Origin of the sequence: Limimaricola cinnabarinus LL-001, from assembly GCF_000466965.1 — a bacterium.
Taxonomy (GTDB): domain Bacteria; phylum Pseudomonadota; class Alphaproteobacteria; order Rhodobacterales; family Rhodobacteraceae; genus Limimaricola; species Limimaricola cinnabarinus.
Window position 1 is genome coordinate 18,914 of the sequence record NZ_BATB01000016.1, and the last position, 20,913, is coordinate 39,826.

At 70.0% G+C, this 20,913-nt stretch carries 20 protein-coding genes and 3 pseudogenes; 17 read left to right on the top strand and 6 right to left on the bottom strand.

Annotated elements, in window-relative coordinates; translation table 11 throughout:
* Nucleotides 1–21: 21 nt before the first annotated feature.
* The 3 genes and pseudogenes from MBELCI_RS07775 to MBELCI_RS07785 all read right to left on the bottom strand — a co-directional run bounded on the left by MBELCI_RS07775 (nucleotide 22) and on the right by MBELCI_RS07785 (nucleotide 2,832).
* Nucleotides 22–1,391 (bottom strand): annotated as a pseudogene (locus MBELCI_RS07775) (glutamate--cysteine ligase).
* A 136-nt stretch (nucleotides 1,392–1,527) separates the two neighbouring features.
* Nucleotides 1,528–2,043: a hypothetical protein gene (locus MBELCI_RS07780; RefSeq protein ID WP_021693640.1), complete on the bottom strand. Its 516-nt coding sequence runs from the start codon at nucleotides 2,041–2,043 to the stop codon at nucleotides 1,528–1,530.
* A 69-nt stretch (nucleotides 2,044–2,112) separates the two neighbouring features.
* Nucleotides 2,113–2,832 carry a 16S rRNA (uracil(1498)-N(3))-methyltransferase gene (locus tag MBELCI_RS07785; RefSeq protein WP_045319860.1) on the bottom strand — a complete coding sequence of 240 codons (720 nt, stop codon included), beginning with the start codon at nucleotides 2,830–2,832 and terminating at the stop codon, nucleotides 2,113–2,115.
* A 12-nt stretch (nucleotides 2,833–2,844) separates the two neighbouring features.
* Here MBELCI_RS07785 and ubiA point away from each other — a divergent pair, with 12 nt between their 5' ends.
* The 7 genes and pseudogenes from ubiA (at nucleotide 2,845) to moaB (ending at nucleotide 8,191) form a co-directional block, all read left to right on the top strand.
* Nucleotides 2,845–3,813, top strand: coding sequence for a 4-hydroxybenzoate octaprenyltransferase (gene ubiA, locus MBELCI_RS07790; RefSeq protein WP_045319853.1), 969 nt, complete (start codon nucleotides 2,845–2,847; stop codon nucleotides 3,811–3,813).
* Between the two features lie 59 nt (nucleotides 3,814–3,872).
* Nucleotides 3,873–4,544 (top strand): BON domain-containing protein, encoded by a 672-nt coding sequence (locus tag MBELCI_RS21545; RefSeq protein ID WP_235047593.1) that lies wholly within the window; start codon nucleotides 3,873–3,875, stop codon nucleotides 4,542–4,544.
* 680 nt (nucleotides 4,545–5,224) lie between these two features.
* Complete coding sequence (locus MBELCI_RS21550; RefSeq protein WP_235047594.1) at nucleotides 5,225–5,839, top strand: OmpA family protein; 615 nt, start codon at nucleotides 5,225–5,227, stop codon at nucleotides 5,837–5,839.
* A gap of 9 nt (nucleotides 5,840–5,848) precedes the next feature.
* Nucleotides 5,849–6,175 carry a hypothetical protein gene (locus MBELCI_RS07800; protein ID WP_021693643.1) on the top strand — a complete coding sequence of 109 codons (327 nt, stop codon included), beginning with the start codon at nucleotides 5,849–5,851 and terminating at the stop codon, nucleotides 6,173–6,175.
* An 81-nt stretch (nucleotides 6,176–6,256) separates the two neighbouring features.
* A pseudogene (locus tag MBELCI_RS07805) lies at nucleotides 6,257–7,044 on the top strand (uracil-DNA glycosylase).
* Entirely contained in the window at nucleotides 7,041–7,661 is a 621-nt protein-coding gene (locus MBELCI_RS07810; protein ID WP_021693645.1) for a LysE family translocator, read from the top strand. The pseudogene MBELCI_RS07805 and the gene MBELCI_RS07810 overlap by 4 nt, the downstream one beginning before the upstream one ends.
* A gap of 2 nt (nucleotides 7,662–7,663) precedes the next feature.
* Complete coding sequence (moaB, locus tag MBELCI_RS07815; protein WP_021693646.1) at nucleotides 7,664–8,191, top strand: molybdenum cofactor biosynthesis protein B; 528 nt, start codon at nucleotides 7,664–7,666, stop codon at nucleotides 8,189–8,191.
* A 12-nt stretch (nucleotides 8,192–8,203) separates the two neighbouring features.
* On the opposite strand, the gene MBELCI_RS07820 is transcribed toward moaB, so the two are convergent.
* A complete protein-coding gene (locus MBELCI_RS07820) occupies nucleotides 8,204–8,998 on the bottom strand; it encodes a protein-disulfide reductase DsbD domain-containing protein (protein WP_021693647.1) in 795 nt (264 codons plus the stop codon).
* Nucleotides 8,999–9,115: 117 nt separating this feature from the next.
* On the opposite strand from MBELCI_RS07820, the pseudogene MBELCI_RS07825 reads away from it, so the two are divergent.
* Nucleotides 9,116–9,684 (top strand): annotated as a pseudogene (locus tag MBELCI_RS07825) (YqgE/AlgH family protein).
* A 106-nt stretch (nucleotides 9,685–9,790) separates the two neighbouring features.
* Here MBELCI_RS07825 and MBELCI_RS07830 read toward each other — a convergent pair.
* Nucleotides 9,791–10,348 carry a TlpA family protein disulfide reductase gene (locus MBELCI_RS07830; RefSeq protein WP_021693649.1) on the bottom strand — a complete coding sequence of 186 codons (558 nt, stop codon included), beginning with the start codon at nucleotides 10,346–10,348 and terminating at the stop codon, nucleotides 9,791–9,793.
* 24 nt (nucleotides 10,349–10,372) lie between these two features.
* Between MBELCI_RS07830 and argH the strand changes: the two genes are divergently transcribed.
* From argH to MBELCI_RS07850, 5 genes are all read left to right on the top strand, one after another.
* Nucleotides 10,373–11,761, top strand: coding sequence for an argininosuccinate lyase (gene argH / locus MBELCI_RS07835; protein ID WP_021693650.1), 1,389 nt, complete (start codon nucleotides 10,373–10,375; stop codon nucleotides 11,759–11,761).
* Nucleotides 11,758–11,886, top strand: coding sequence for a hypothetical protein (locus MBELCI_RS22270; RefSeq protein ID WP_021693651.1), 129 nt, complete (start codon nucleotides 11,758–11,760; stop codon nucleotides 11,884–11,886). Before argH ends, MBELCI_RS22270 begins: the two co-directional genes overlap by 4 nt.
* The gene (locus MBELCI_RS07840) at nucleotides 11,883–12,188 is read left to right on the top strand and encodes a DUF2834 domain-containing protein (RefSeq protein WP_021693652.1); all 306 of its coding nucleotides are present in this window, start codon (nucleotides 11,883–11,885) and stop codon (nucleotides 12,186–12,188) included. Before MBELCI_RS22270 ends, MBELCI_RS07840 begins: the two co-directional genes overlap by 4 nt.
* Nucleotides 12,189–12,266: 78 nt before the next feature.
* Nucleotides 12,267–13,532 (top strand): diaminopimelate decarboxylase, encoded by a 1,266-nt coding sequence (lysA, locus tag MBELCI_RS07845; protein WP_021693653.1) that lies wholly within the window; start codon nucleotides 12,267–12,269, stop codon nucleotides 13,530–13,532.
* 70 nt (nucleotides 13,533–13,602) lie between these two features.
* Complete coding sequence (locus MBELCI_RS07850; RefSeq protein ID WP_081698507.1) at nucleotides 13,603–16,155, top strand: TIGR02302 family protein; 2,553 nt, start codon at nucleotides 13,603–13,605, stop codon at nucleotides 16,153–16,155.
* 26 nt (nucleotides 16,156–16,181) lie between these two features.
* Here the strand turns inward: MBELCI_RS07850 and MBELCI_RS19260 are convergent, their stop codons facing one another.
* Nucleotides 16,182–17,786 (bottom strand): zinc-ribbon domain-containing protein, encoded by a 1,605-nt coding sequence (locus MBELCI_RS19260; RefSeq protein WP_021693655.1) that lies wholly within the window; start codon nucleotides 17,784–17,786, stop codon nucleotides 16,182–16,184.
* Nucleotides 17,787–17,952: 166 nt separating this feature from the next.
* Here MBELCI_RS19260 and MBELCI_RS07860 point away from each other — a divergent pair, with 166 nt between their 5' ends.
* From MBELCI_RS07860 to MBELCI_RS07875, 4 genes are read left to right on the top strand one after another with little or no spacing between them, the layout of a single operon-like run.
* Entirely contained in the window at nucleotides 17,953–18,627 is a 675-nt protein-coding gene (locus MBELCI_RS07860; protein WP_021693656.1) for a cell division ATP-binding protein FtsE, read from the top strand.
* The gene (locus MBELCI_RS07865) at nucleotides 18,624–19,532 is read left to right on the top strand and encodes a cell division protein FtsX (RefSeq protein WP_021693657.1); all 909 of its coding nucleotides are present in this window, start codon (nucleotides 18,624–18,626) and stop codon (nucleotides 19,530–19,532) included. Before MBELCI_RS07860 ends, MBELCI_RS07865 begins: the two co-directional genes overlap by 4 nt.
* Entirely contained in the window at nucleotides 19,529–20,281 is a 753-nt protein-coding gene (locus tag MBELCI_RS07870; protein ID WP_021693658.1) for a lysophospholipid acyltransferase family protein, read from the top strand. The genes MBELCI_RS07865 and MBELCI_RS07870 overlap by 4 nt, the downstream gene beginning before the upstream one ends.
* Entirely contained in the window at nucleotides 20,281–20,886 is a 606-nt protein-coding gene (locus MBELCI_RS07875; RefSeq protein ID WP_021693659.1) for a pyridoxamine 5'-phosphate oxidase family protein, read from the top strand. Before MBELCI_RS07870 ends, MBELCI_RS07875 begins: the two co-directional genes overlap by 1 nt.
* Nucleotides 20,887–20,913 lie beyond the last annotated feature (27 nt).

Here is a 20,913-nt window from a genome sequence, read left to right on the forward strand (position 1 = left end):
CCGGAACGGGCCGCGGATCTCTCAGTAGGAATGCGCGGCATAGATGCGGTCCAGATCGCCGCCCCATGCGCCATGGTATTCCTCAAGCAGTTCATCCGCGGGCGTGCGGCCCGTCTCGATGCTTTCCTTGAGCGCGTTCAGGAAATGCGTCTCGTCGGGCACCAGCCGCCCGCGCCGGGCCGGGCCCGCGCCTTGAGACCGGCCTCGGCGATCTCGACCGCCTGCCGCGCCAGATCATGCATGGACAGGCCGTTCACCCGCGCCTGAAGCCCCTGCTCGGCGGCCGCCACGCGCAGCGCCTCGCGGGTCTCGGCGTCCCAGCCCTTGACCATGTCCCACGCCGCGTCGAGCGCGCCCTGATCATAGGTCAGCCCGACCCAGAAGGCGGGCAGCGCGCAGAGCCGGCGCCACGGACCGCCATCGGCGCCGCGCATTTCGATGAACTTCTTGACCCGCGCCTCTGGGAACACCGTGGTCAGGTGATCGGCCCAGTCCGAGAGCGTCGGCTTTTCACCCGGCAGCGCCGGAAGCTCGCCCTTGAGGAAGTCGCGGAAGGATTGGCCCAGCGCGTCGATGTATTTCCCGTCGCGGTAGACGAAATACATCGGGACATCGAGCACCCAATCGACATAGCGCTCGAAGCCCATGCCCTCCTCGAAGGCGAAGGGCAGCATCCCGGTGCGCGAATCGTCCAGGCCCCGCCAGATCCGCGAGCGCCAGGATTTCATGCCGTTGGGCTTGCCGTCGAAGAAGGGCGAGTTGGCGAAAAGCGCGGTCGCCACCGGCTGCAACGCCAGCGCCACGCGCAGTTTCTTGACCATGTCCGCCTCGGAGGAAAAGTCGAGATTCACCTGCACCGTGCAGGTGCGGTACATCATCTGTTTTCCATGGGTGCCGACGCGGTCCATGTAATCGGTCATCAGCCGGTAGCGGCCTTTCGGCATCATCGGCATCTGGTCTTCGGACCACTGGGGCGCGGCACCCAGCCCGATGAAGCCGACGCCGATTTCGTCGGCGATCTCCTTCACCTCGGCGAGGTGGCTATTCACCTCGTCGCAGGTCTGGTGAATCGTCTCGAGCGGCGCGCCCGACAGCTCGAACTGCCCGCCCGGCTCGAGGCTTATATTGGCGCCGTTGCGCTCCAACCCGATCAGCTTGCCCTGCTCCTCGACCGGCGACCAGCCGAAGCGGTCGCGCATCCCTTCGAGCATGGCGCGGATCGAGCGTGGCCCCTCATAGGGCAGCGGCTTCAGGCTGTCGCGGCAATAGCCGAACTTCTCGTGCTCGGTGCCGATGCGCCAATCGCTCTCGGGCTTGCAGCCGGAGGCGAGATATTCGGCGAGTTGGGAATGGTGCTCGATCGGCCCGCCGCCGGATTGAGGGATGGACATGGCGCTGGCTCCTATCGTGCGAGGCGGGGCTACAGGTGTCGCGCATGGGGCCATAAGTCAATGGAGAGGCCGCGCGGTTTCGCGCGCGGGGTCTTTGCGCCCCCGCACAGAATCCCCCATCGATCGCCCGCGATCCTCAGACGACGGTGAGCCGGGCGGGCCGGGTCCAGACCGTCACCACGTCCGGCGTCTCGCCATTGAGAAGCTCGATCATGCGACCATGCCTGAGCCCCGGCAGCGCCGCGAAGGCATCGAACAGCGTCTCGGCCCCATCGGCGGTCACCGGAATCGCCAGCACCTCGCTCCCGCTCTCCAAAAGCCAATGCGCGGGCTTGGCGCGCCGATCGAGCCTGAGGCGGCGCACCGCGTCGAGATCCATCGTGCCACCGGTGAGCGGCCCCATATAGGCCACGCGCCCCTCATCGATCCTGAGAAGGCCCGGCCCCCGCCCTTCCTGCCGAAAGCGCCAGCGCTGCACGCCGCCCACCATCAACCCTGCGCCCAGCGCGGCAAGGCCCCAGCCCAGCCATTGCAGGATGCCAAAGCTCGTGAGCGCCCACCACAGCCCGAGGCCCAGCACGGCCAGACCCGCAATCACCTCGCGCCCGCGCCACAGCGCCGCGCGGGCCTCAGGGCGCAACAGATCGGCCATCGCCCCGCCCGACTTTACACTTGAAATACTCATGCCCGGCCAAGGCCGCGCGCTTCGGCTCAGAACGTGTCACTGCCAGTCCCCCAAGCGCATCTGCCACAGCGTCAGCGCCGCCACGGCGGCGGTATCGGCGCGCAGGATGCGCGGGCCCAAGCTCACGGGATGCGCATGATCGAGGCGGCGCAGCCGGCTGCGCTCGGTGTCCGAGAACCCGCCCTCCGGCCCGATCAGCACCGCCCATGGCCCCGGCGCGTCGGGCAGCGCGCCGCTCTCGCCCACCAGCGCCTCGTCGCAGAACATCAGGCGACGTCCCTCGGGCCAGCCGTCGAGCAGCTTGGCCAGCTTCACCGGCTCGGCCACCTGCGGCACATAGGTGCCGCCGCATTGCTCGGCGGCCTCGATCGCATGGGCCTGCAGCCGGTCGGTGCGCACCCTCTCGGAATTGGTGAATTCGGTCAGCACCGGGACGATACGCGACGCGCCCATCTCGGCGGCCTTCTCGACGATGAAGTCGGTGCGTGCCTTCTTGATCGGCGCGAAACACAGCCACAGGTCGGGCGGCGGCATGAACGCCTTGGTCTTCGCGCCGATCTCGAGGCTGCCGCCGCGCTTGTTGGCCTGCGCGAGCGTGGCGTCGAATTCGCCCGATCGCCCGTCAAAGACCGAGATGACGCTCCCCATCGGAAGTCGCATCACCCCCGAGAGGTAGTGCGCCTGCGCCGCCTCCAGCGGAACGGTTTGCCCTTCGGCCAGAGGGTGATCTACAAACAGCCGGACTTTTGATGCCATGGGGCGGACCATATGAAACCGGCGGATCGGATGCCAGAGGCCGAAAGCGGAGCCGTCGCGGATGCGGTGCAGGGCAACTGGGTGGACCGGTGGGCCCCGCGCGCCGCGCGGCCCTATCTGCGGCTGAGCCGGGCCGACAGGCCGATCGGCACATGGCTGCTGCTGCTGCCCTGCTGGTGGGGTCTCGCGCTGGCCGCGCTCGCCACCGGGCGGTTCGGTTGGGAGGGAGCATGGATTGCCCTTGGATGCGCGCTTGGCGCGTTCCTGATGCGTGGTGCGGGCTGCACATGGAACGACGTGACCGATCGGCATATCGACGGCGCGGTCGCGCGGACCCGCTCGCGGCCCATCCCCGCGGGACAGGTGCGGGTGGTGCAGGCGCTGATCTGGATGGCGGCGCAGTCGCTGGTCTCGCTGGTCATCCTGCTCACCTTCGATTGGGCCGCGATCTGGCTCGGCGTCGCCTCGCTGGTCCCCGTGGCGATCTATCCCTTCGCCAAGCGGTTCACATGGTGGCCGCAGGTGTTCCTCGGCCTCGCCTTCAACTGGGGCGCGCTGCTGGCCTGGGCGGCACTGGCCGGCTCGCTCTCCCTCGCGCCGCTCGTTCTTTATCTCTCAGGCATCGCGTGGACGCTGTTCTACGACACGATCTATGCCCATCAGGACGCCGAGGACGACGCGCTGATCGGCGTGAAATCCACCGCGCGGCTGTTCGGCGACCGCACGAAGACATGGTTGCGCGGTTTTCTCGTGGCGACCGTGCTGCTGATGGGTTTCGCGGTTCTGCTGGCGGCGCGCGACCGCTCGATGCTGTCGCTGGTGGTGGCGCTGGGCGGGCCTTGGGCGATCGGCTGGCACATGTCATGGCAGTTGTCGCGATTCGATGCATCGGACAATGCGGGGCTGCTACGGCTGTTTCGTTCGAATCGCGATGCGGGGCTGCTGCCCGTGCTGTTTTCCGCCGCCGCTCTGGCACTGTGATTGATCTGGCCGCCCCCGCGCCCTAGAAGGCGCGGGTCGCAACAGTTTCCGGAGCCCGGATGCGCCTCCCACCCCTCGCCGCCGCCATCGCCGCCTTCGCCCTTGCCGGCGGGGTGTCGGCCATCGCCGCCCGCACCGCCGTCGTCGTGATCGAGGATGTCTCGGTCGAGCAGGTGCGCGACGCCCTCGCCGCGCAGGGCCATGACTGGGCAAAGGTGCAGGCCGACGGGCTGCAGGTGATCCTCGAAGGCGCGGCCCCGACCGAAGCGGTGCGGTTCCGCGCCATTTCGGCGGCGAGCGGCATCGTCGATGCCAGCCGGGTGATCGACAACATGCAGGTGGTCGAGGCCGAGACCCCGCCGCCGCCCGATTTCGCGATCGAGATCCTGCGCAACGACAGCGGCGTGTCGCTGATCGGGCTGATCCCGGCCGCAACCGACCGCGCCGCGCTGATCGAGATGGTGGAAGAGGCGGCCGGCGGCCTGCCCGTGTCGGATCTTCTCGACGTGTCCGACCATCCCGTGCCCGAAAAATGGCCCGCGGCGCTGCGCTACGCGGGCGCGCGCTTCAGGCACTGCCGCATTCCAAGCTCTCGGTGCGGCCCGGCCGGGTCCGCATCGAAGCGATCTCCGACAGCCCCGAGGCGCAGCGCAAGCTCGAAACCGAGCTGGCGCGGCTCAAGCCAGACACGGTGCGGCTCGCGCTCAGGATCAGCGCGCCGCGCCCGGTGATCACGCCGTTCACCGCGCGCTTCGTGATCGACGAAGCCGGCGCGCGCTTCGACGCCTGCTCGGCCGACACAGCCGAGGCGATGGGCCGCATCACCGGCGCTGCCGAGGCGGCGGGCGCCGAGGCCGAGATCGACTGCACCCTCGGGCTCGGCGTGCCATCGGGCCAATGGGGTGAGGCGGTCGCGCGCGGCATTGCCGCGCTGGCCGAGCTTGGCGCGGGCAGCGTCACCTTCTCGGATGCGGATGTCTCCCTCGTCGCGGCGCAGGGCACCGACGCCGCGGCGTTCGAGCGCATCGCGGGGCGGCTTGAGAACGATCTGCCCGATCTCTTCGCGCTCGAAGCGGTGCTGCCCGAGGCCCCCGAGGCCCGTCCCGAGGGCGCGCCCGAGTTCGCCGCCACCCTTGCCAAGGACAAGCAGCTGCGCCTGTCGGGGCGGCTGGCCGACCAGCTCGCTAACACCACGGTCGAGAATTTCGCCCGTGCCCGGTTCGGCGGCGACGGTCTCGTGATGGCGACGCGCGTCACCGGCGGCCTGCCGGGAGACTGGTCGGTGCGGGTGCTGACCGGGCTCGAGGCGCTGTCGCTTCTGGCCGAGGGCGAGCTCGCGGTCGGCCCCGACAGCGTGTCGCTCACCGGTCTCACCGGACGCAAGACCGCGAGCGCCGACATCGCGCGGCTGATGGCCGACAAGCTGGGCCAAGGGGCCAGCTTCGACATCGACGTGGCGTATCGCGAATCGCTCGACCCGATCGCGGGGCTGCCCAGCCCCGAGGAATGCCTGCGCCAGATCGCCTTCGTCACCGCCGATACCAAGATCACCTTCGATGCGGGCTCGGCCTCGATCACCGCCGAGGCGCGTCCCGTGGTCGACGACATCGCCGAGATCGTGCGCCGCTGCCCGGAGCTGGAGATCGAGGTGGCGGGCTATACCGACAGCCAGGGCCGCGACGAGATGAACCTCGAACTGAGCCAGAAGCGCGCCGACGCGGTGGTCGAGGCGTTGCGCCGCGCCCGCGTGCCGGTGGCGGGCTTCACCCCCGTGGGATACGGCGAAGCCGATCCGATCGACGACAACGACACCTCGGCGGGCCGCGAGGCCAACCGCCGGATCGAGTTCCGGCTCAGCGGTGCGCAGAGCGAGGACGAGACCGCGTCGAACGACGACGAGGATGCCCCGGAGGGCGAAACGAGACCCGAGCCCGAGCCCGAGACCGCCGACGCCGACGCGCCGCAGGTCATGGACAGGCCCGCGACCGGCCCGAGGGCGCGGCCGTCCGACGCTTCAGACGAATAAGGACAGGACGTGAACAGAACCGAGTTCATCATCGCCACGGCGGTCATCCTCTTTGCCGCCTTCGCGCTCGGCTGGTTCGCCAGCTGGCTGGTGAACCGTTTCACCCGCGTCACCCGCGCCGATATCGGCGAGCTGGACCGCATGGCGCAATCGCTGCACGAGGCGGAGGAGACCCGCGATCAGGCGATCTCCTATGTCGAGGAGCGCGAGGCCGAGCTGACCGGCCAGTTGCGCCAGTCCGAGGCGGAACTGCGCGCTGCGATGGAGGCGCTGCGCGAGGCGCGCCACGAGGCCGAGGACCTGCGCGGCTGGATCGAACGGCACAACGACGCCTGATGCGTCCTCGCGGGGCCGCGCTCGCGCCGGGACGCAACAGCCCCCTGCCATCCCGCCGCGATCCGGCATAGCCTGCGCGGCATGGAATCGGCACTGGACTACTGGAGCGCGCGGGCGCTGCTCGACTGGCAGATCGAGATGGGCGCGGATGAGGCGATGCTCGACGCGCCCCTCGACCGCTATACGCTCACCGATGCGCGCCCCGCCATGGCCGCGACCAAGCAAGCGGCCCCTCACGCGCCCCCGCGGCTCGAAGAGCCCGATCCCGTGGCCATCGCCCGCGCCGCCGCCGACGCCGCGCCCGATCTCGAGGCGCTCGCCGACGCGATGGAAGGTTCGAGTTCTGCGATCTCGGGCGCGGCGCGCGCAGCTTTGTCTTCGCGGGCGGGCGAGTGCAGGCCCGCGTCATGCTGCTCCTTGATCCGCCGCACCGCGAGGAGGACCGCGCGGGCGTGCCCGTGGCGGGCCCCGCCGCTGTGCTGCTCGAGCGGATGCTCGGCGCCATCGGCCTCTCCGTCGAGGCGCCAGATACCGACAGCGCGGTCTACATGGCCCCGGTCCTGCCATGGCGCAGCCCCGGCGACCGCGCGCCCGACCCCAAGGATCTCGCGATGATGCGGCCCTTTCTCGATCGGCACATCGAGCTGGCCGGCCCGGAGATCCTCGTGGTGATGGGATCGGTCGCCTGCGCGGCGTTGATGAAGGGCGGCGGGCTGCACCGGCTGCGGGGCCGCTGGGACAAGGTGCTGGGCCGACCCGCCCTACCGATCTTCTCTCCCGCGCATCTGATGGCCAACCCGCTCGCCAAGCGCGAGGCCTGGGCGGACCTTCTGCTGCTAAGGTCCCTGCTCGACGGAGAGGCGCGATGATCGACCCCCTCGTGCTTCTGGCTTTCGTCCCGGCGGCGCTGGCGCTCAACCTCACCCCCGGGGCCGACATGATGTTCTGCCTCGGGCAGGGCCTGCGTGGTGGGCCGCGCGTGGCGCTTGCCGCCGATGCGGGCATCGCGGTGGCGGTCCTTGGGCATGTGACGCTGGCGGGCCTGGGTCTCGGGGCCGCCGTGGCGGCAATGCCATGGCTTTTCGATACGATCCGCTGGATCGGGGTGACCTATCTGGGCTGGCTTGCCTTCGCCACGCTGCGCGGCGGCCACGCGGCGCAGCAGGATCTTGGCACCATGCGCCCCTCGCGCGCCTTCCGGCAGGGTTTCGTCGTCAACCTCACCAACCCCAAGGTGATCCTCTTCGTGCTGGCCTTCCTGCCACAGTTCACCGACGCCGCGCGCCCCGTACTGCCGCAGTTCCTCGCTCTCGGTGCTGTGCTGTCGCTGGGCGGGCTCATCGTCAATGGCGCGGTGGGCGTCTTCGCGGGCGGCGTCGGCCGCCGCCTTGCCGGCTCGGCGGCGTTCAACCGCTGGCTGGGACGCGTCTCGGCCTCGATCTTCGCCGGGCTGGCGCTACGGCTCGCTCTCCTGAACAAGGCCTGACCATGGACCGTGATTTTCTCCCCATCCGCATCGCCATCCTCACGGTGAGCGACACCCGCGACGCCGCCGACGACCGCTCCGGCAACACGCTGGTGGAGCGGCTGACGGCCGCCGGGCACATCCTCGCCGCGCGCGACCTCCTGCGCGACGACCGCGCCGCCATCGCCGCCAAGCTCCGGGACTGGTGCGCCGACCCGGCCATCGACGTGGTCATTTCCACCGGCGGCACCGGCCTGACGGGCCGCGACGTGACGGTCGAGGCGCATCGCGACGTCTACGAAAAGGAGATCGACGCTTTCGGCACGGTCTTCACCATCGTCTCGATGAACAAGATAGGCACCTCGGCCGTGCAGAGCCGCGCCACCGGTGGTGTCGCGAACGGCACCTATCTCTTCGCCCTGCCCGGCAGCCCCGGCGCCTGCCGCGACGCCTGGGACAATATCCTCGAACGCCAGCTCGACTACCGCCACAAGCCCTGCAATTTCGTAGAGATCCTGCCCCGCCTCGACGAGCATTTGCGGCGCAAGTGAGGCGGCCCGCCCTCAGGCGGGCGCGCAACCTCGGAACTCGACCGCCTTGCCACCGCCGATCGCCGTGAGGACGAGGGCCGAGCGGTCGATCGCCACCGGGGCGCGGGCGATATGCGAAATGCGCGTGCTGGCGACGATGGCGCCGCCCTCGCGGCGCAACTGCACCGGCGCGGCCCAGAGCGACGGATCGCCTGTCTCGATCACCACCGCCTCGGCGTCGGCCCCGGCGGGAAGCGTCGCGGTGAGCGACAGGCCGTCGGCACCGGGGGCGAAGGCGCAGCGCGCCGGATCGAGCCCCGCTTCGGCAGGCGTCTTCGCCCGGTCGGCCAACGCCAGCGCCAAGGCCGGATCGCGGCGCGCCCCGGTCGGAAGATCGGCCGAGAAATCGAGCGTCACCGGCACGCAGACATCCTGACACACGCCGATCTCGAGTTGGCCCGCGATCCGCATCGGGGCCCCCGTCCGCGCAGGCGCGATCGCGACCGGCAGCACCACCTGATCGGAGTAGCCATAGGTCTCGTAGCCGCCGATATGAAAGATCTCGGGCACCGGCCAATGAAACGCCGCCCCCGCGACGTTCTCGGAACCGCTCCAGTTTATCTGTGGCGGAATTCCCGCCTCGCCCGGCGCGCGCCAGTAGGTCTTCCAGCCCGGCGCGAGGGTGATCCGGAACCCGGCCATCTGCGTGCCATCCTCGGCCCGCCAGCCCGGCAGCATGTCGAGCCGCACGATGTCGTCCACCGGACCGGCAAGAGCTGCGACGGGCGTGGCGAGGGCAAGCAGGATGGCGAGCGGGGCAAGGGGCATGCGACAGGTCATGGGCGCATTGATGCCCCCGGTGCGGAGCGAAGGAAAGTCACGTCGCTGCGAGAGCCGCGTGCGCACCCCCTTGATCGTGCTGCCCGCGCACCGCATTCTGAAAGCATGGAAGCCCTGAACCCCGATCTGAGCGGCAAGCTCCTCATCGCAATGCCCGGCATGGCCGATCCGCGTTTCGATCACGCGGTGATCTTCATCTGCGCCCATTCCGACGAAGGCGCGATGGGGCTCATCGTCAACAAGCCCGCAACCGAGGTGCGATTCTCGGATCTGCTGGAGCAGCTGGAAATCGCCTCCGATCCCGGCATACGCGACATCCGCGTGCATATCGGCGGCCCGGTCGAGGAGAGCCGCGGCTTCGTGCTGCACACGACCGACTATTCCTCGGACCAAGGCACGCTGCAGGTCGACGAGGGCACGGCGATGACGGCGACGCTCGACGTGCTGGAGGACATCGCGCATGGGCGTGGGCCCAAATCCTCGCTTCTGGCGCTGGGTTACGCGGCTGGGGGCCGGGTCAGCTCGAGGACGAGCTGGCGCAGAACGGCTGGCTCATCGGCGAGGCGCAGCACGCGGTGGTCTTCGGCCGCGCCAACGAGCACAAGTGGTCCGCCGCGCTCAAAGGGCTCGGCATAGACCCGCTGAGCTTGTCACCCACCTCGGGCACCGCCTGAGTAGCGACCGGCGCGACTGGCCCGGCTTGGTCGCCATGAGTATTTTCAGAGCGGAGTGGCCGCGACCTCGGGCCACTTCACTCCAGCAATACTCGACCTCGGCGCCTCAACCGTCCTGCCCTTGGGCAATCAGCGCCTCGACGATGGCGCGCGCGCTGTCGGAGGACCAGTCGGCCTCGCCCTGAAGCCGCCCGATCTCCTGCCCTCCGGCATCCAGAAGAAGCGTCACCGGAAGGCCCAGCACACCCATGTCGCGCGCCAGCGCCTGCCGCGGGTCCTTGTGGCGCGGCAGGGCCTCGGCGCCGATTTCAGTGAGGAACCGCTCCATCCCGGCCGCATCATTACGGCCCGTGGCGATGGTGACGACCTCGAAATCCGCGCCGCCATATTCGTCCTGCAACGCCGCGAGCTGCGGCATCTCGATCCGGCAGGGCGCGCACCACGTGGCCCAAAAGTTCACCAGCACCGGCTTGCCCTCGTAATCGGCGAGCGTGATCTCACCGCCATCCTCGCTCTCGAAAGGCACGTCCGAGCCGCGCTGCGGTTCGGCATGCACCGCGAGCTTGCGCATGTCGCCCTTGCGCAGGGCCTCGATGTCGGCGGGGGCGGCGTTTGCAAGGCTCGTTGCCGCCATGTAAAGACCGATGAGAACGACGCTGCGCATGTGACTTCCTTCAAGGACGATAGAATGACCGAGAGCTCCAACGCGATGTGGGGCGGCCGTTTCGCCGCCGGGCCGGACGCGATCATGGAGGCGATCAACGCCTCGATCGGCTACGACCGGCGTCTTGCGCCGCAGGACATCGAAGGATCCCGGGCCCATGCCGCGATGCTCGCGGCGCAGGGCATCATCGAGCCTAAGGATGCGGAAACGATCAGGGAAGGCCTTCTCACGGTCTTGTCAGAGATCGAAGCCGGCAGTTTCGAATTCTCGACCGCGCTCGAGGACATCCACATGAATGTCGAGGCGCGGCTCAAGCAGTTGATCGGCGAGCCTGCGGGGCGCCTGCACACGGCGCGGTCGCGCAACGATCAGGTCGCGACCGACCTGCGGCTCTGGGTGCGCGATCAATGCGACACCGCGCAGGACGCGCTCACCGCGCTGATCGAGGCGCTGCTCGGACAGGCCGAGGCCGGGGCCGATTGGGTGATGCCCGGCTTCACCCATCTGCAGACCGCGCAGCCCGTCACCTGGGGCCATCACATGATGGCTTATGTCGAGATGTTCGGCCGCGATCGAACCCGTTTCGCCAATGCGCGCGCGCTGATGAACGAAAGCCCCCTCGGGGCTGCGGCTCTCGCCGGGACCTCCTTTCCGATCGACCGCGAGGCGACGGCGCAGGCGCTCGGCTTCGACCGGCCCATGGCCAACAGCCTCGATGCCGTGTCGGACCGCGACTTCGCGCTCGAATTCCTGTCCTCGGCGACGATCTGCGCCATGCACCTGTCGCGCCTCGCCGAGGAGCTGGTGATCTGGTCCTCGGCGCAGTTCCGCTTCGTCGCCATGTCCGACCGCTGGTCCACCGGCTCCTCGATCATGCCGCAAAAGCGCAACCCCGACGCCGCCGAGTTGATCCGCGCCAAGATCGGCCGCATCCTCGGCGCCAATGTCGCGCTGCTCACGGTGATGAAGGGGCTGCCGCTCGCCTATGGCAAGGACATGCAGGAGGACAAGGAGCAGGTCTTCGACGCCGCCGACAACCTGATGCTGTCGCTCGCCGCGATGACCGGGATGATCGCCGACATGACCGCGCAGCCCGACAATCTGCGCGCCGCCGCGGCCTCGGGCTTTTCCACCGCCACCGACCTCGCCGACTGGCTGGTGCGGGCGCTGGGCCTGCCCTTCCGCGACGCGCATCACGTCACCGGATCGCTGGTGGCGCGGGCCGAGGAAAAGGGCTGCGACCTTCCCGACCTCACGCTCGATGACATGAAGGCCGTGCATGACGGCATCACCGATGAGGTGTTCGGCGTGCTGACAGTCGAGAACTCGGTCGCCTCGCGCACCGCCTATGGCGGCACCGCACCCGCCAATGTCCGCGCCCAGATCGCGCGCTGGCGGGACGCGCTGAAGTGAGGCTGGCGCTTCTGGCGCTGGCGCTGCTGGCGGGCTGCGGCGCGGGCGGCGCGCCCGAGGCACCGGGCGCGGTGCTGGAGTATGGCGAGACCGACACCGGCCGTCGCCTCGGGGTCGCGCCGTGAGGTGGGTCTGGCTGGCGCTGGCGGTCTGGGGCGCGCTGCACCCGCTGCGCTGGTTCATCGTCTGGGTCGCTCAGAACGGCTACTCCCTGTCCGGGCTCTTTTCCGCGTGGCGGGCTAACCCGGCCACCACGGGGCTGCTGTGGGACGCGACCATCGCCGCCGTGGCGCTCGTCCTGTGGGTCCTGTCGGAGGTGCGCGTACGCCGCAACTGGGAAGCGCTGCTGGCGATCCCGGCGACGCTGCTGATCGGCGTGGGCTGCGGCCTGCCGCTCTACCTGTTCCTGCGCACCCGGCCGCTCTGATCCGGCTCCATCGCGGGGCTTGGGATCGCGGCACGATCTGCTAAGACGCGGCGGACCCATTCCAGCGGAGCCGAGACCTTGGACCATTTCCTCTATCGCAACGGCCAGCTCATGGCCGAGGACGTCGCCATTTCCGAGATCGCGGCCTCGGTCGGCACGCCGGTCTATGTCTATTCCTCGGCCACCCTGCTGCGGCACCTGAAGCTCTTCGAGGACGCGCTCGACGGGATGCCGCATCTGGTGTGCTTCGCGGTCAAGTCGCTCGGCAATGTCGCGGTGCTCAAGCTTCTGGGCGAGGCCGGGGCCGGGATGGACATCGTCTCGGGCGGCGAATACGCCCGCGCCCGTGCCGCCGGCGTGCCGGGCGAGCGCATCGTGTTCTCGGGCGTCGGCAAGACCCGCGACGAGATGCGCATGGCGCTGGAGGGCGGCATCCGCCAGTTCAACGTCGAGAGCGAGCCCGAGCTTCTGGCGCTCTCGGACGTGGCCAGCGCGCTGGGCCGGACCGCGCCCATCACCATCCGCGTGAACCCCGACGTCGATGCGAAAACCCACGCCAAGATCGCCACCGGCAAATCCGAGAACAAGTTCGGCATCCCGATCGCCCGCGCCCGCGAGGTCTATGCCATGGCAGCAAAGCTGCCGGGCATCGAGGTGATCGGCATCGACGTGCATATCGGCAGCCAACTGACCGAGCTCGCGCCCTTCGAGGCGGCCTTCACCAAGGTGGCCGAGCTGACCGAAACGCTGCGCGCCGACGGGCATGACATCCGCCGCCTCGATCTCGGCGGTGGCCTCGGCATCCCCTACGAGCGAGTGAACGAGGCGCCGCCGCTGCCCTTCGATTATGGCGCACTGATCCGGCGCACCGTCGGGCATCTGGGTTGCGAGATCGAGATCGAGCCGGGGCGCCTCGTGGCGGGGAACGCGGGCCTTTTGGTGAGCCGTGTCACCTATGCCAAGTCCGGCGAAGGCCGCGATTTTCTCATTCTCGACGCCGCGATGAACGACCTCATCCGCCCCGCGATGTACGAGGCGCATCACGACATCGTGCCGGTGATCGAACCCGAGGCCGGGGCCGAGACCAGGCCATGGGACATCGTCGGCCCCGTCTGCGAGACCGGCGACACCTTCGCGCGGGGCCGCGAGCTGCCACCTGTGGGCGAAGGCGATCTGGTGGCGTTCCGCTCCGCCGGGGCCTACGGCTCGGCCATGGCGAGCGAATACAACGCCCGACCGCTGGTGCCCGAGGTGCTGGTGCAGGGCGATCAATTCGCGGTTATTCGCCGCCGTCCGAGCTATGAGGAAATGATCGCGCGCGATAGCATTCCCGAATGGCTATGATGGAGACGGACCCACCGCGCCTCGACGCGCCACACGGAGCACCGGCACCCTGACCGAGACACGCGATCCCCTGTCGCATCTGAAACGCCCCGTCGCGCTCACCCGCGCCGGGATGGTTGCCGAACGCCTGCTGCGCGCCTTCTGGCCGCTCTGGACGGTGATCGCCCTCGCGCTGGCGCCGCTGATCGCGGGCTGGCAGGATCGGCTGCCGGTCGAGGCGTTCTGGGGCTGGGGGGTGCTGGCGATCTTGGGCGCGCTCGGGGGGCTGGGCTGGGGGCTATGGCGGTTTCGCTGGCCCTCGCGCGCCGCCGCCATCGACCGGCTCGACCGCAGCTTGCCGGGCCGCCCGGTCTCGGCCCTGACCGATGCGCAGGCGACCGGGCGCGGCGATGTGGGCGCGGAGGCGCTTTGGGCCGCGCATCTGGCGCGGATGCGCGCGCGCAGCGAAGACGCGCCCGCCGCCCGCCCGGATCTGCGCCTCGCCGCGCGCGATCCCTTCGGCCTGCGCTATATCGCGCTGCTGTTTCTCGTGGTGGCGCTGCTGTTCGGCTCGGTCTGGCGGCTGGGCAGCGTCGGCAGCCTTACCCCGGGCGGCGGTGATGCCTTGGCGCAGGGCCCGGTCTGGGAAGGCTGGATCGAACCGCCCGCCCATACCGGCCAGCCGGTGCTCTACCTGCCCGACCAGCCACCCGGACCGCTCGCGGTCCCGGTGGGCAGCACCATCACCTTGCGGCTTTACGGGCAGGTCGGGGCGCTGACCCTGTCCGAGACCGTCTCGGGGCGCACCGGCGAGGTTCCGGCCGCCTCCGACCCGGCCCAGAGCTTTGTTGTGGCACGCGACGGAGAGATCCGTGTCAACGGACCGGGCGGCGCGGAGTGGCAGCTTCGCGCGATCCCCGACGCGACGCCGCGGGTCTCGGTCGCGGGCCCGGTCGAGACCGCCGGGCTGGGGCAGATGACTCTACCTTTCCGGGCGAACGACGATCATGGCGTCGTCTCGGGCAGCGCCACGATCACGCTCGACGCCCAAGGGGTCGAGCGCCGCCACGGGCTGAGCACCGCCCCGGACCCACGCCCCGCGCTGACCGTCGATCTGCCGATGCCCTATACTGGCGACCGCGCCGAATTCGAGGAAATCCTCACGGGCGATTTCTCTGAGCATCCCTTCGCCAACCTGCCCGTGCGGATCACCCTCGATGTGACCGACGCGGCAGGCCAGACCGGCGCGTCGGAGCCCTATCCGACCACCCTGCCCGGTCGCCGCTTCTTTCAGCCGGTGGCCCGCGCCGTGGCCGAGCAGCGGCGCGATCTCTTGTGGTCGCGCGCCAATGCGGGCCGCGTCGTCGACCTGCTGCGCGCCGTGTCGCATCGCCCCGACGAGGTGTTTCCCGACCGCGCCACCTATCTGCGGCTGCGCGTGGCACTGCGCCGTCTCGACCGGGCCCACCGGGCACCCGAGGGTCTGTCGGCCGAGACGCAGGAGGAGATCGCGCAGGCGCTGTGGGATCTCGCCGTGCAGCTCGAGGACGGCACGCTGGCGGATGCCCGGGCGCGCCTGCAGCGCGCGCAGGAACGTCTGGCGCAGGCGATGCGCGACGGGGCCAGCGCCGACGAGATCGCCGAGCTGATGGACGAGCTGCGCGCCGCGACCGAAGATTACCTCGCCATGCTGGCCCAGAACGCGCAGCCCCCCGAGGACGGCACCGACGAGCCGCAGGCCAGCCAAGGCGAGAGCATGCAGGTCACGCAGGACGAGCTGCAAGCGCTGATGGACCGGATCCAGGAGCTGATGGAAGAGGGCCGCATGGCCGAGGCGGCGGAGCTGATGGAGCAGCTCAACCGGATGATGGAGAACCTGCAGGTCGCACAGGGCGAAGGCGGCTCGGGCCCGCCGACGCCGGGCCAGCGTTCGATGCAGGAGCTTCAGGACAGCTTGCGTGACCAGCAGGAGTTGTCGGACGAGGCCTTCCGCCAGCTGCAGGACCGCTTCAACGGCCGTGATCCGGGGCAACAGCAGGGTCAGGGGCAACCGGGGCAGCAATCCGGTCAGCCGCCGGGTCAACCTGGTCAAGGACAGCCCGGCCAGGGCCAACCCGGTGAAGGCCAGAACCAGCAGCCCGGCGGCAAGGGCAGCCTCGCGGACCGCCAGCAGGCACTGCGCGACGAGCTGGCGCGCCAGCGCGGGGCTTTGCCGCGGCTTGGTGGCGAGGCGGGCGAACGGGCGGGCGCGGCGCTCGACCGGGCGGGCCGCGCCATGGACGAGGCCGAGGAGGCGCTGCGTGCCGACGATCTGGCCCGCGCAATCGACCGGCAGGCCGAGGCCACCGAGGCGCTGCGCGGCGCGGCGCGCGAACTGGGCGAGGCGCTGGCCCGCGGCGACAGCGAGACACCGGATCAGCCGGGACAGGGCGCGCAGCCGGGCGACGGCGCGGGCGGCCGCGACCCGCTGGGCCGTGACACCGCCGACCGCGGCGGCGTCGGCTCCCAGGAGGACATGCTCGACGGGACCGATCCGGCCCGCCGGGCCGAGGAGCTTCTGGGCGAGATCCGCCGCCGCGCCGCCGAGCGCGAACGCTCGCAGGCCGAGCGCGATTACCTCGAACGGCTGCTCGACCTGTTCTGATCGCACACGCCTCGACCCGGCGTGCCTTAGCCGATCGTGTCGAGCAGGCCGCGCAGCCACGTGTCGAGCCGGCCGCGCAACCCGTCGACCGCCATGGCATAGCTTTCGAGCGGGCCTTCGAGCGGCGGCAGCGCAGCGCCGATGCGCCCGGCATGGCCATAGATCAGCGCCAGACCCACTGCGATCAGCAGCACCGTGCCGAACCCCAGCCGGAACCCGCGACCGCGCTGCACGTCGGTATTTTCGGTCGACCGGGGCGGACCGCTTCGCATCGCGGTGCTGCGCAGGCTGGAGTTGATCTCCTCGATGTCGGGCAGCAGGTCGCGCCGCGTCACCGCCCCGGTCGAGGCGGCGGCCATGCTTGCGCGCTCCCGCGCGGTCTCATGCGCGGTAACCGGAGCTGGGGGCGTGGGCGCCTCCGTCGTATCAGCGAGATCGCCGTGATTCTCGCGATCCTCGTCATCGAAAGCCCCATGCGCAACGTCACCCTGCAAAGGCAGGTCCGGGCGATGGGGGTCCGACACGCCGACCTCTTCCAGATCTTCGGCGGAGAGGCTGGCCATCAGGGTCGGATCGGCGAGATCCTCTTCCTCCTCGTTCGCCCGGTCGTCCTCGTCCCCCGCGTCTTCGTACCCGTCTTCGTCGTCGAACTCGTGCTCATACCCGCGCTCGCGCGCAAAGCCGTGCTCGGAGTCCTCGTCATCCTCATCCGGCCCGCCCAGGGCTTCGCCTCGAACCACGACCGGCTCATCGCGGAGGCCGGGCTCCCCCTGCTCCGTCAAGTCGTCCGGGACAGGATCGGCCGGCGCGTCGCCCTCGCCGATGTCATCATCCTTGTCCCCGACATCCGCACCTTCGGCGTCGCGCTCCTGCGCTTCGTCCGGGCGGGATGCGGCGGGCGTGGGATCGGGCAGGTCCTCGTGGGCGATTTGCGTCAGGTCGATCTCGTCGTCTTCCTCCCATAGATCGCGGCTGTCGATGCGCGATGGAACGGGGGCCGCAGACGCGCTTGCCGACAGGACCGCGGCAAAGTCGATCTCCTCTTCGTCCTCCGCCTCGTCGAAGGGGTCGAAGCGTGGCTCGGCCTCCGGGGGCGTCGCGTCGTCGGGGGCGTCAGACGCGCGCAGAGCCTCGGTGACCTCATCCAGATGCCGGTCGAAATTGTCCGGCGCGCCCTCCTTCGTCCCTTCGGCGATATGAGGAGCCTCGGCCTGCGGGTCATCCTCGTCATCTTCATCGGGCAGTTCCCCCGCCTCGCGAAGATCCCGCCCCGCTTCGGCCTCCATGACCGCCGCTGGATCGTCTTGTTCCGTATCGGTTTCTCGATCCGGTTCGAACGGCACGCTGGGCGCATCGGCAGCGGCTTCCGCGGATTCCGGCTCCGCGGCCCCTTCCCGGCGGCGCGCCGCGGCCTCGCGCTCGGCCTCGGCACGCAGGATCTCGGCGATCTCCGGGGTGATCGTGCTGCGAGGCGAGGGTGCGGCGGCCCCGGTATCGGCCTCGCTCTCGGGCTGTGGTGTGGCGAGCCATGTGAGCCCGCAATTCGAGCACTGCACGTCGCGCCCCTCGGTCGGGACGGCGTCGCGGGCCACCTCGTACTGGGCTCCGCAATTCGGGCAGGTCAATCGCATCCGTCTCATCCCCTCGCGCCCGGGCAGGGCCACTGCCGGGCCAACCTAGCGGCCCGCCGCCGTCGCGCCAAGAACGCGCGATGCGCAGGCGGCGCGGCTGATGCAGCGCTGCAATTGCAACCCCGGCCCCGGTCGGGCAGAAGGGGGACGCAACAGGGGGCAGCAGGTGATCGAGCTTCGGGACGTGGCCTATAGTTATGGCGGCGGAGAGTTGTTCTCCGGCCTGTCGCTCTCGCTTGCGCCGGGGTCGTTCCACTTCCTCACCGGGCCCTCCGGCGCGGGCAAGACGACGCTCCTGAAGCTGTGCTACGGCGATCTGGTGCCCACCTCGGGCGAGGTCGCGCTGTGGGATGAGGCCACGACGGGCATGGCGCGCGACGCGCTGGCGCTCAACCGCCGCCGCATCGGCGTGGTGCATCAGGATTGTCAGTTCCTCGACCATCTTCCGTTGCGCGACAACGTGGCGCTGCCACTCACCGTCGCGGGACGCCACCACGAGGCCGAGGCCTACCTGCCCGATCTGCTCGGTTGGGTCGGGCTGACGCGCCATGCGAACCGCCGTCCGCCCGAGCTTTCAGGCGGCGAGCGGCAGCGCGCGGCGCTGGCGCGGGCCGTGATCATGTCGCCCGAGGTGATCATCGCCGACGAGCCCACCGGCAACATCGACTGGGAGATGTCGCAACGCCTGCTGGCGCTTCTGGTCGAACTCAATCGCATGGGCAAGGCGGTGCTGGTCGCCACGCATGACATGAACCTGATCCGCGCCGCCAAGGCGCAGGTCGCGGTGCGCACGCTCAGGCTCAAGGATCGCCAGCTTCTCGCTGCGGGGGCCGAACTGTGAAGCGCGCGTTCTGGACCGCGCTGTCGTTTCTGGCAGGTGACGTGCAGGCCGATCGCAGCGTACCGCCCACCGGTTTCACCGCGCGGCTGACGCTGTTCACCGCCGCCGCCATGGCGCTGCTGGCGGTCTTCGCGCTGTCGCTGTCTCTGGCGAGCGCGCGGCTCGCCGCGCGCTGGTCCGACGATCTGGCGCAAAGCTCGACGCTCAGGATCTCGGCCCCGGCCGAACAGATGGCCGCGCAGACCGCCGCGGCGCTCGAGGTGCTGCGCACCACGCCGGGCATCGCCTCGGCCCGGGCACTCACCCAGGAAGAGGAACAGGCCTTGCTCACCCCATGGTTCGGACCGGACCTGCCGCTCGGCGCGCTGCCGATCCCCCAGCTGATCGAGATCAACGAACAGGGCGGCGGCTATGACGCCACCGGGCTGCGCGCCCGGCTGCAGGCCGAGGTGCCAGGCGCCGTGCTCGACGATCATACCCGCTGGCGCGAACCGCTTGTCGCCGCCGCCGGCAAGCTGCGGGGCCTCGGGGCGCTCGCGATCATGCTGATCGGCGCCTCGACGGCGGCGATGATCACGCTGGCGGCGCAATCGGCGCTCTCGGCCAACGCGCAGGTGATCCGGGTTCTGCGGCTGGTCGGCGCGCGCGACAGCTACATCGCACGCGCCTTCGTGCGTCGCTTCACCCTGCGCGCCCTGTCGGGTGCGGCGGTGGGCACGCTTCTGGGTGCAGTGCTGGTGGCACTGCTTCCCGGCGGCGCGCAAGGCGGCGACAGCTTCCTGACCGGCATCGGTTTTTCGGGGGGCGACTGGCTCTGGCTCGTGCTGATCCCGCCGCTGACCGCCGCCGTGGCCTTCGCCGCCACGCGCGGTGCCGCCCGCCGCATGCTGGAGCGTCAGTCATGAGCGGGCTGGCTTATGGCTGGCGCTGGCTGCGCAGCCTGCTGTTCAACGGCCTGATCTATGCCGCGATGCTGCCGATCGGGCTGGCCTATACCCCTTGGGCGATCCGGAGCCGCGACGGCGCGGTGGCGGCGGCGCATCTGTGGTGCCGTTTCGTCGTCTGGCTGGCGCGGGTGCTCGTCGGGCTGCGCTGCGAGGTGCGCGGCACGCCGCCCACGGGCGAGGTGATGATCGCCGCGAAACATCAGAGCTTTCTCGACATCATCCTGATCTACGGCGCGGTGCCGCGCGGGCGCTTCATCATGAAGAAGGAGCTGGTCTACACGCCGGTGCTGGGCCAGATTGCGCTGCGCATGGGCTGCGTGCCGGTCGACCGGGGCCGCCGTGGCGCCGCGATGAAGCAGATGATGGCCGAGGTGCGCGCGGGCCGCGCCGATCCGGGCCAGCTCATCATCTACCCGCAGGGCACCCGCGTGCTGCCGGGGGTCGACGCGCCCTACAAGACGGGCACCGCCGCCATCTACCGCGAGCTGGGCCAGCCCTGCGTACCGGTGGCCTGCAATGTCGGCCTGTTCTGGCCCCGGCGCGGTGTGCTGCGCCGCCCCGGCACCGCCATCATCGAGTTCCTGCCCGAGATCCCGCCGGGACTGCCGCCCTCCGCATTCATGAAGCAGCTCGAGGCCGTGATCGAGCCGCGCTCGAACGCGCTCATGGCCGAGGCCGGGTTTCCCCTCTCGGTGAAGGAGGCATGATGCGCATCGTCGAAAGCATCGAGGCACTCGAAGCCCTTTACGAGCGCAAGCCCTCGGGGGCCGCCCTCGACAAGGTGACCGACCGGCTGACACCGGGCCAGTCGGCATGGATCGCCGCGTCGCGGTTCTGCATCCTCAGCACCGTGGGCCCCGAAGGCACCGACGCCAGCCCGCGCGGCGACGACGGCCCGGTGGTGCAGATCATGGACAGCCAGACGCTGCTGCTGCCCGACTGGCGCGGCAACAACCGTATGGATTCGCTGCGCAACATCATCCGCGACGGCCGGGTAAGCCTGATGTTCCTCGTCCCCGGCGCCACCAGCGTCATGCGCGTCAATGGCCGCGCCGTGCTAAGCTGCGACGACGCGATCACCGGGCGCTTTGCCCAAGGCGACACGCATCCGCGTTCGGTGATCGTGGTGACGGTGAACGAGGTCTATCCGCAATGCGCCCGCGCGGTGCTGCGCGCGGGTCTGTGGACCCGCGGCGACGAGAGCGGCGCGCTGCCCAGCGTCGGCGAGCTGGTGGCCGAGGCCAAGGCGGGGTTCGACGGCGCGGCCTATGACACCGAGTGGCCGGAGCGGGCGAAGACGACCATGTGGTAAGGCCCGGCGTTCCGGCCGGGCCTCGGG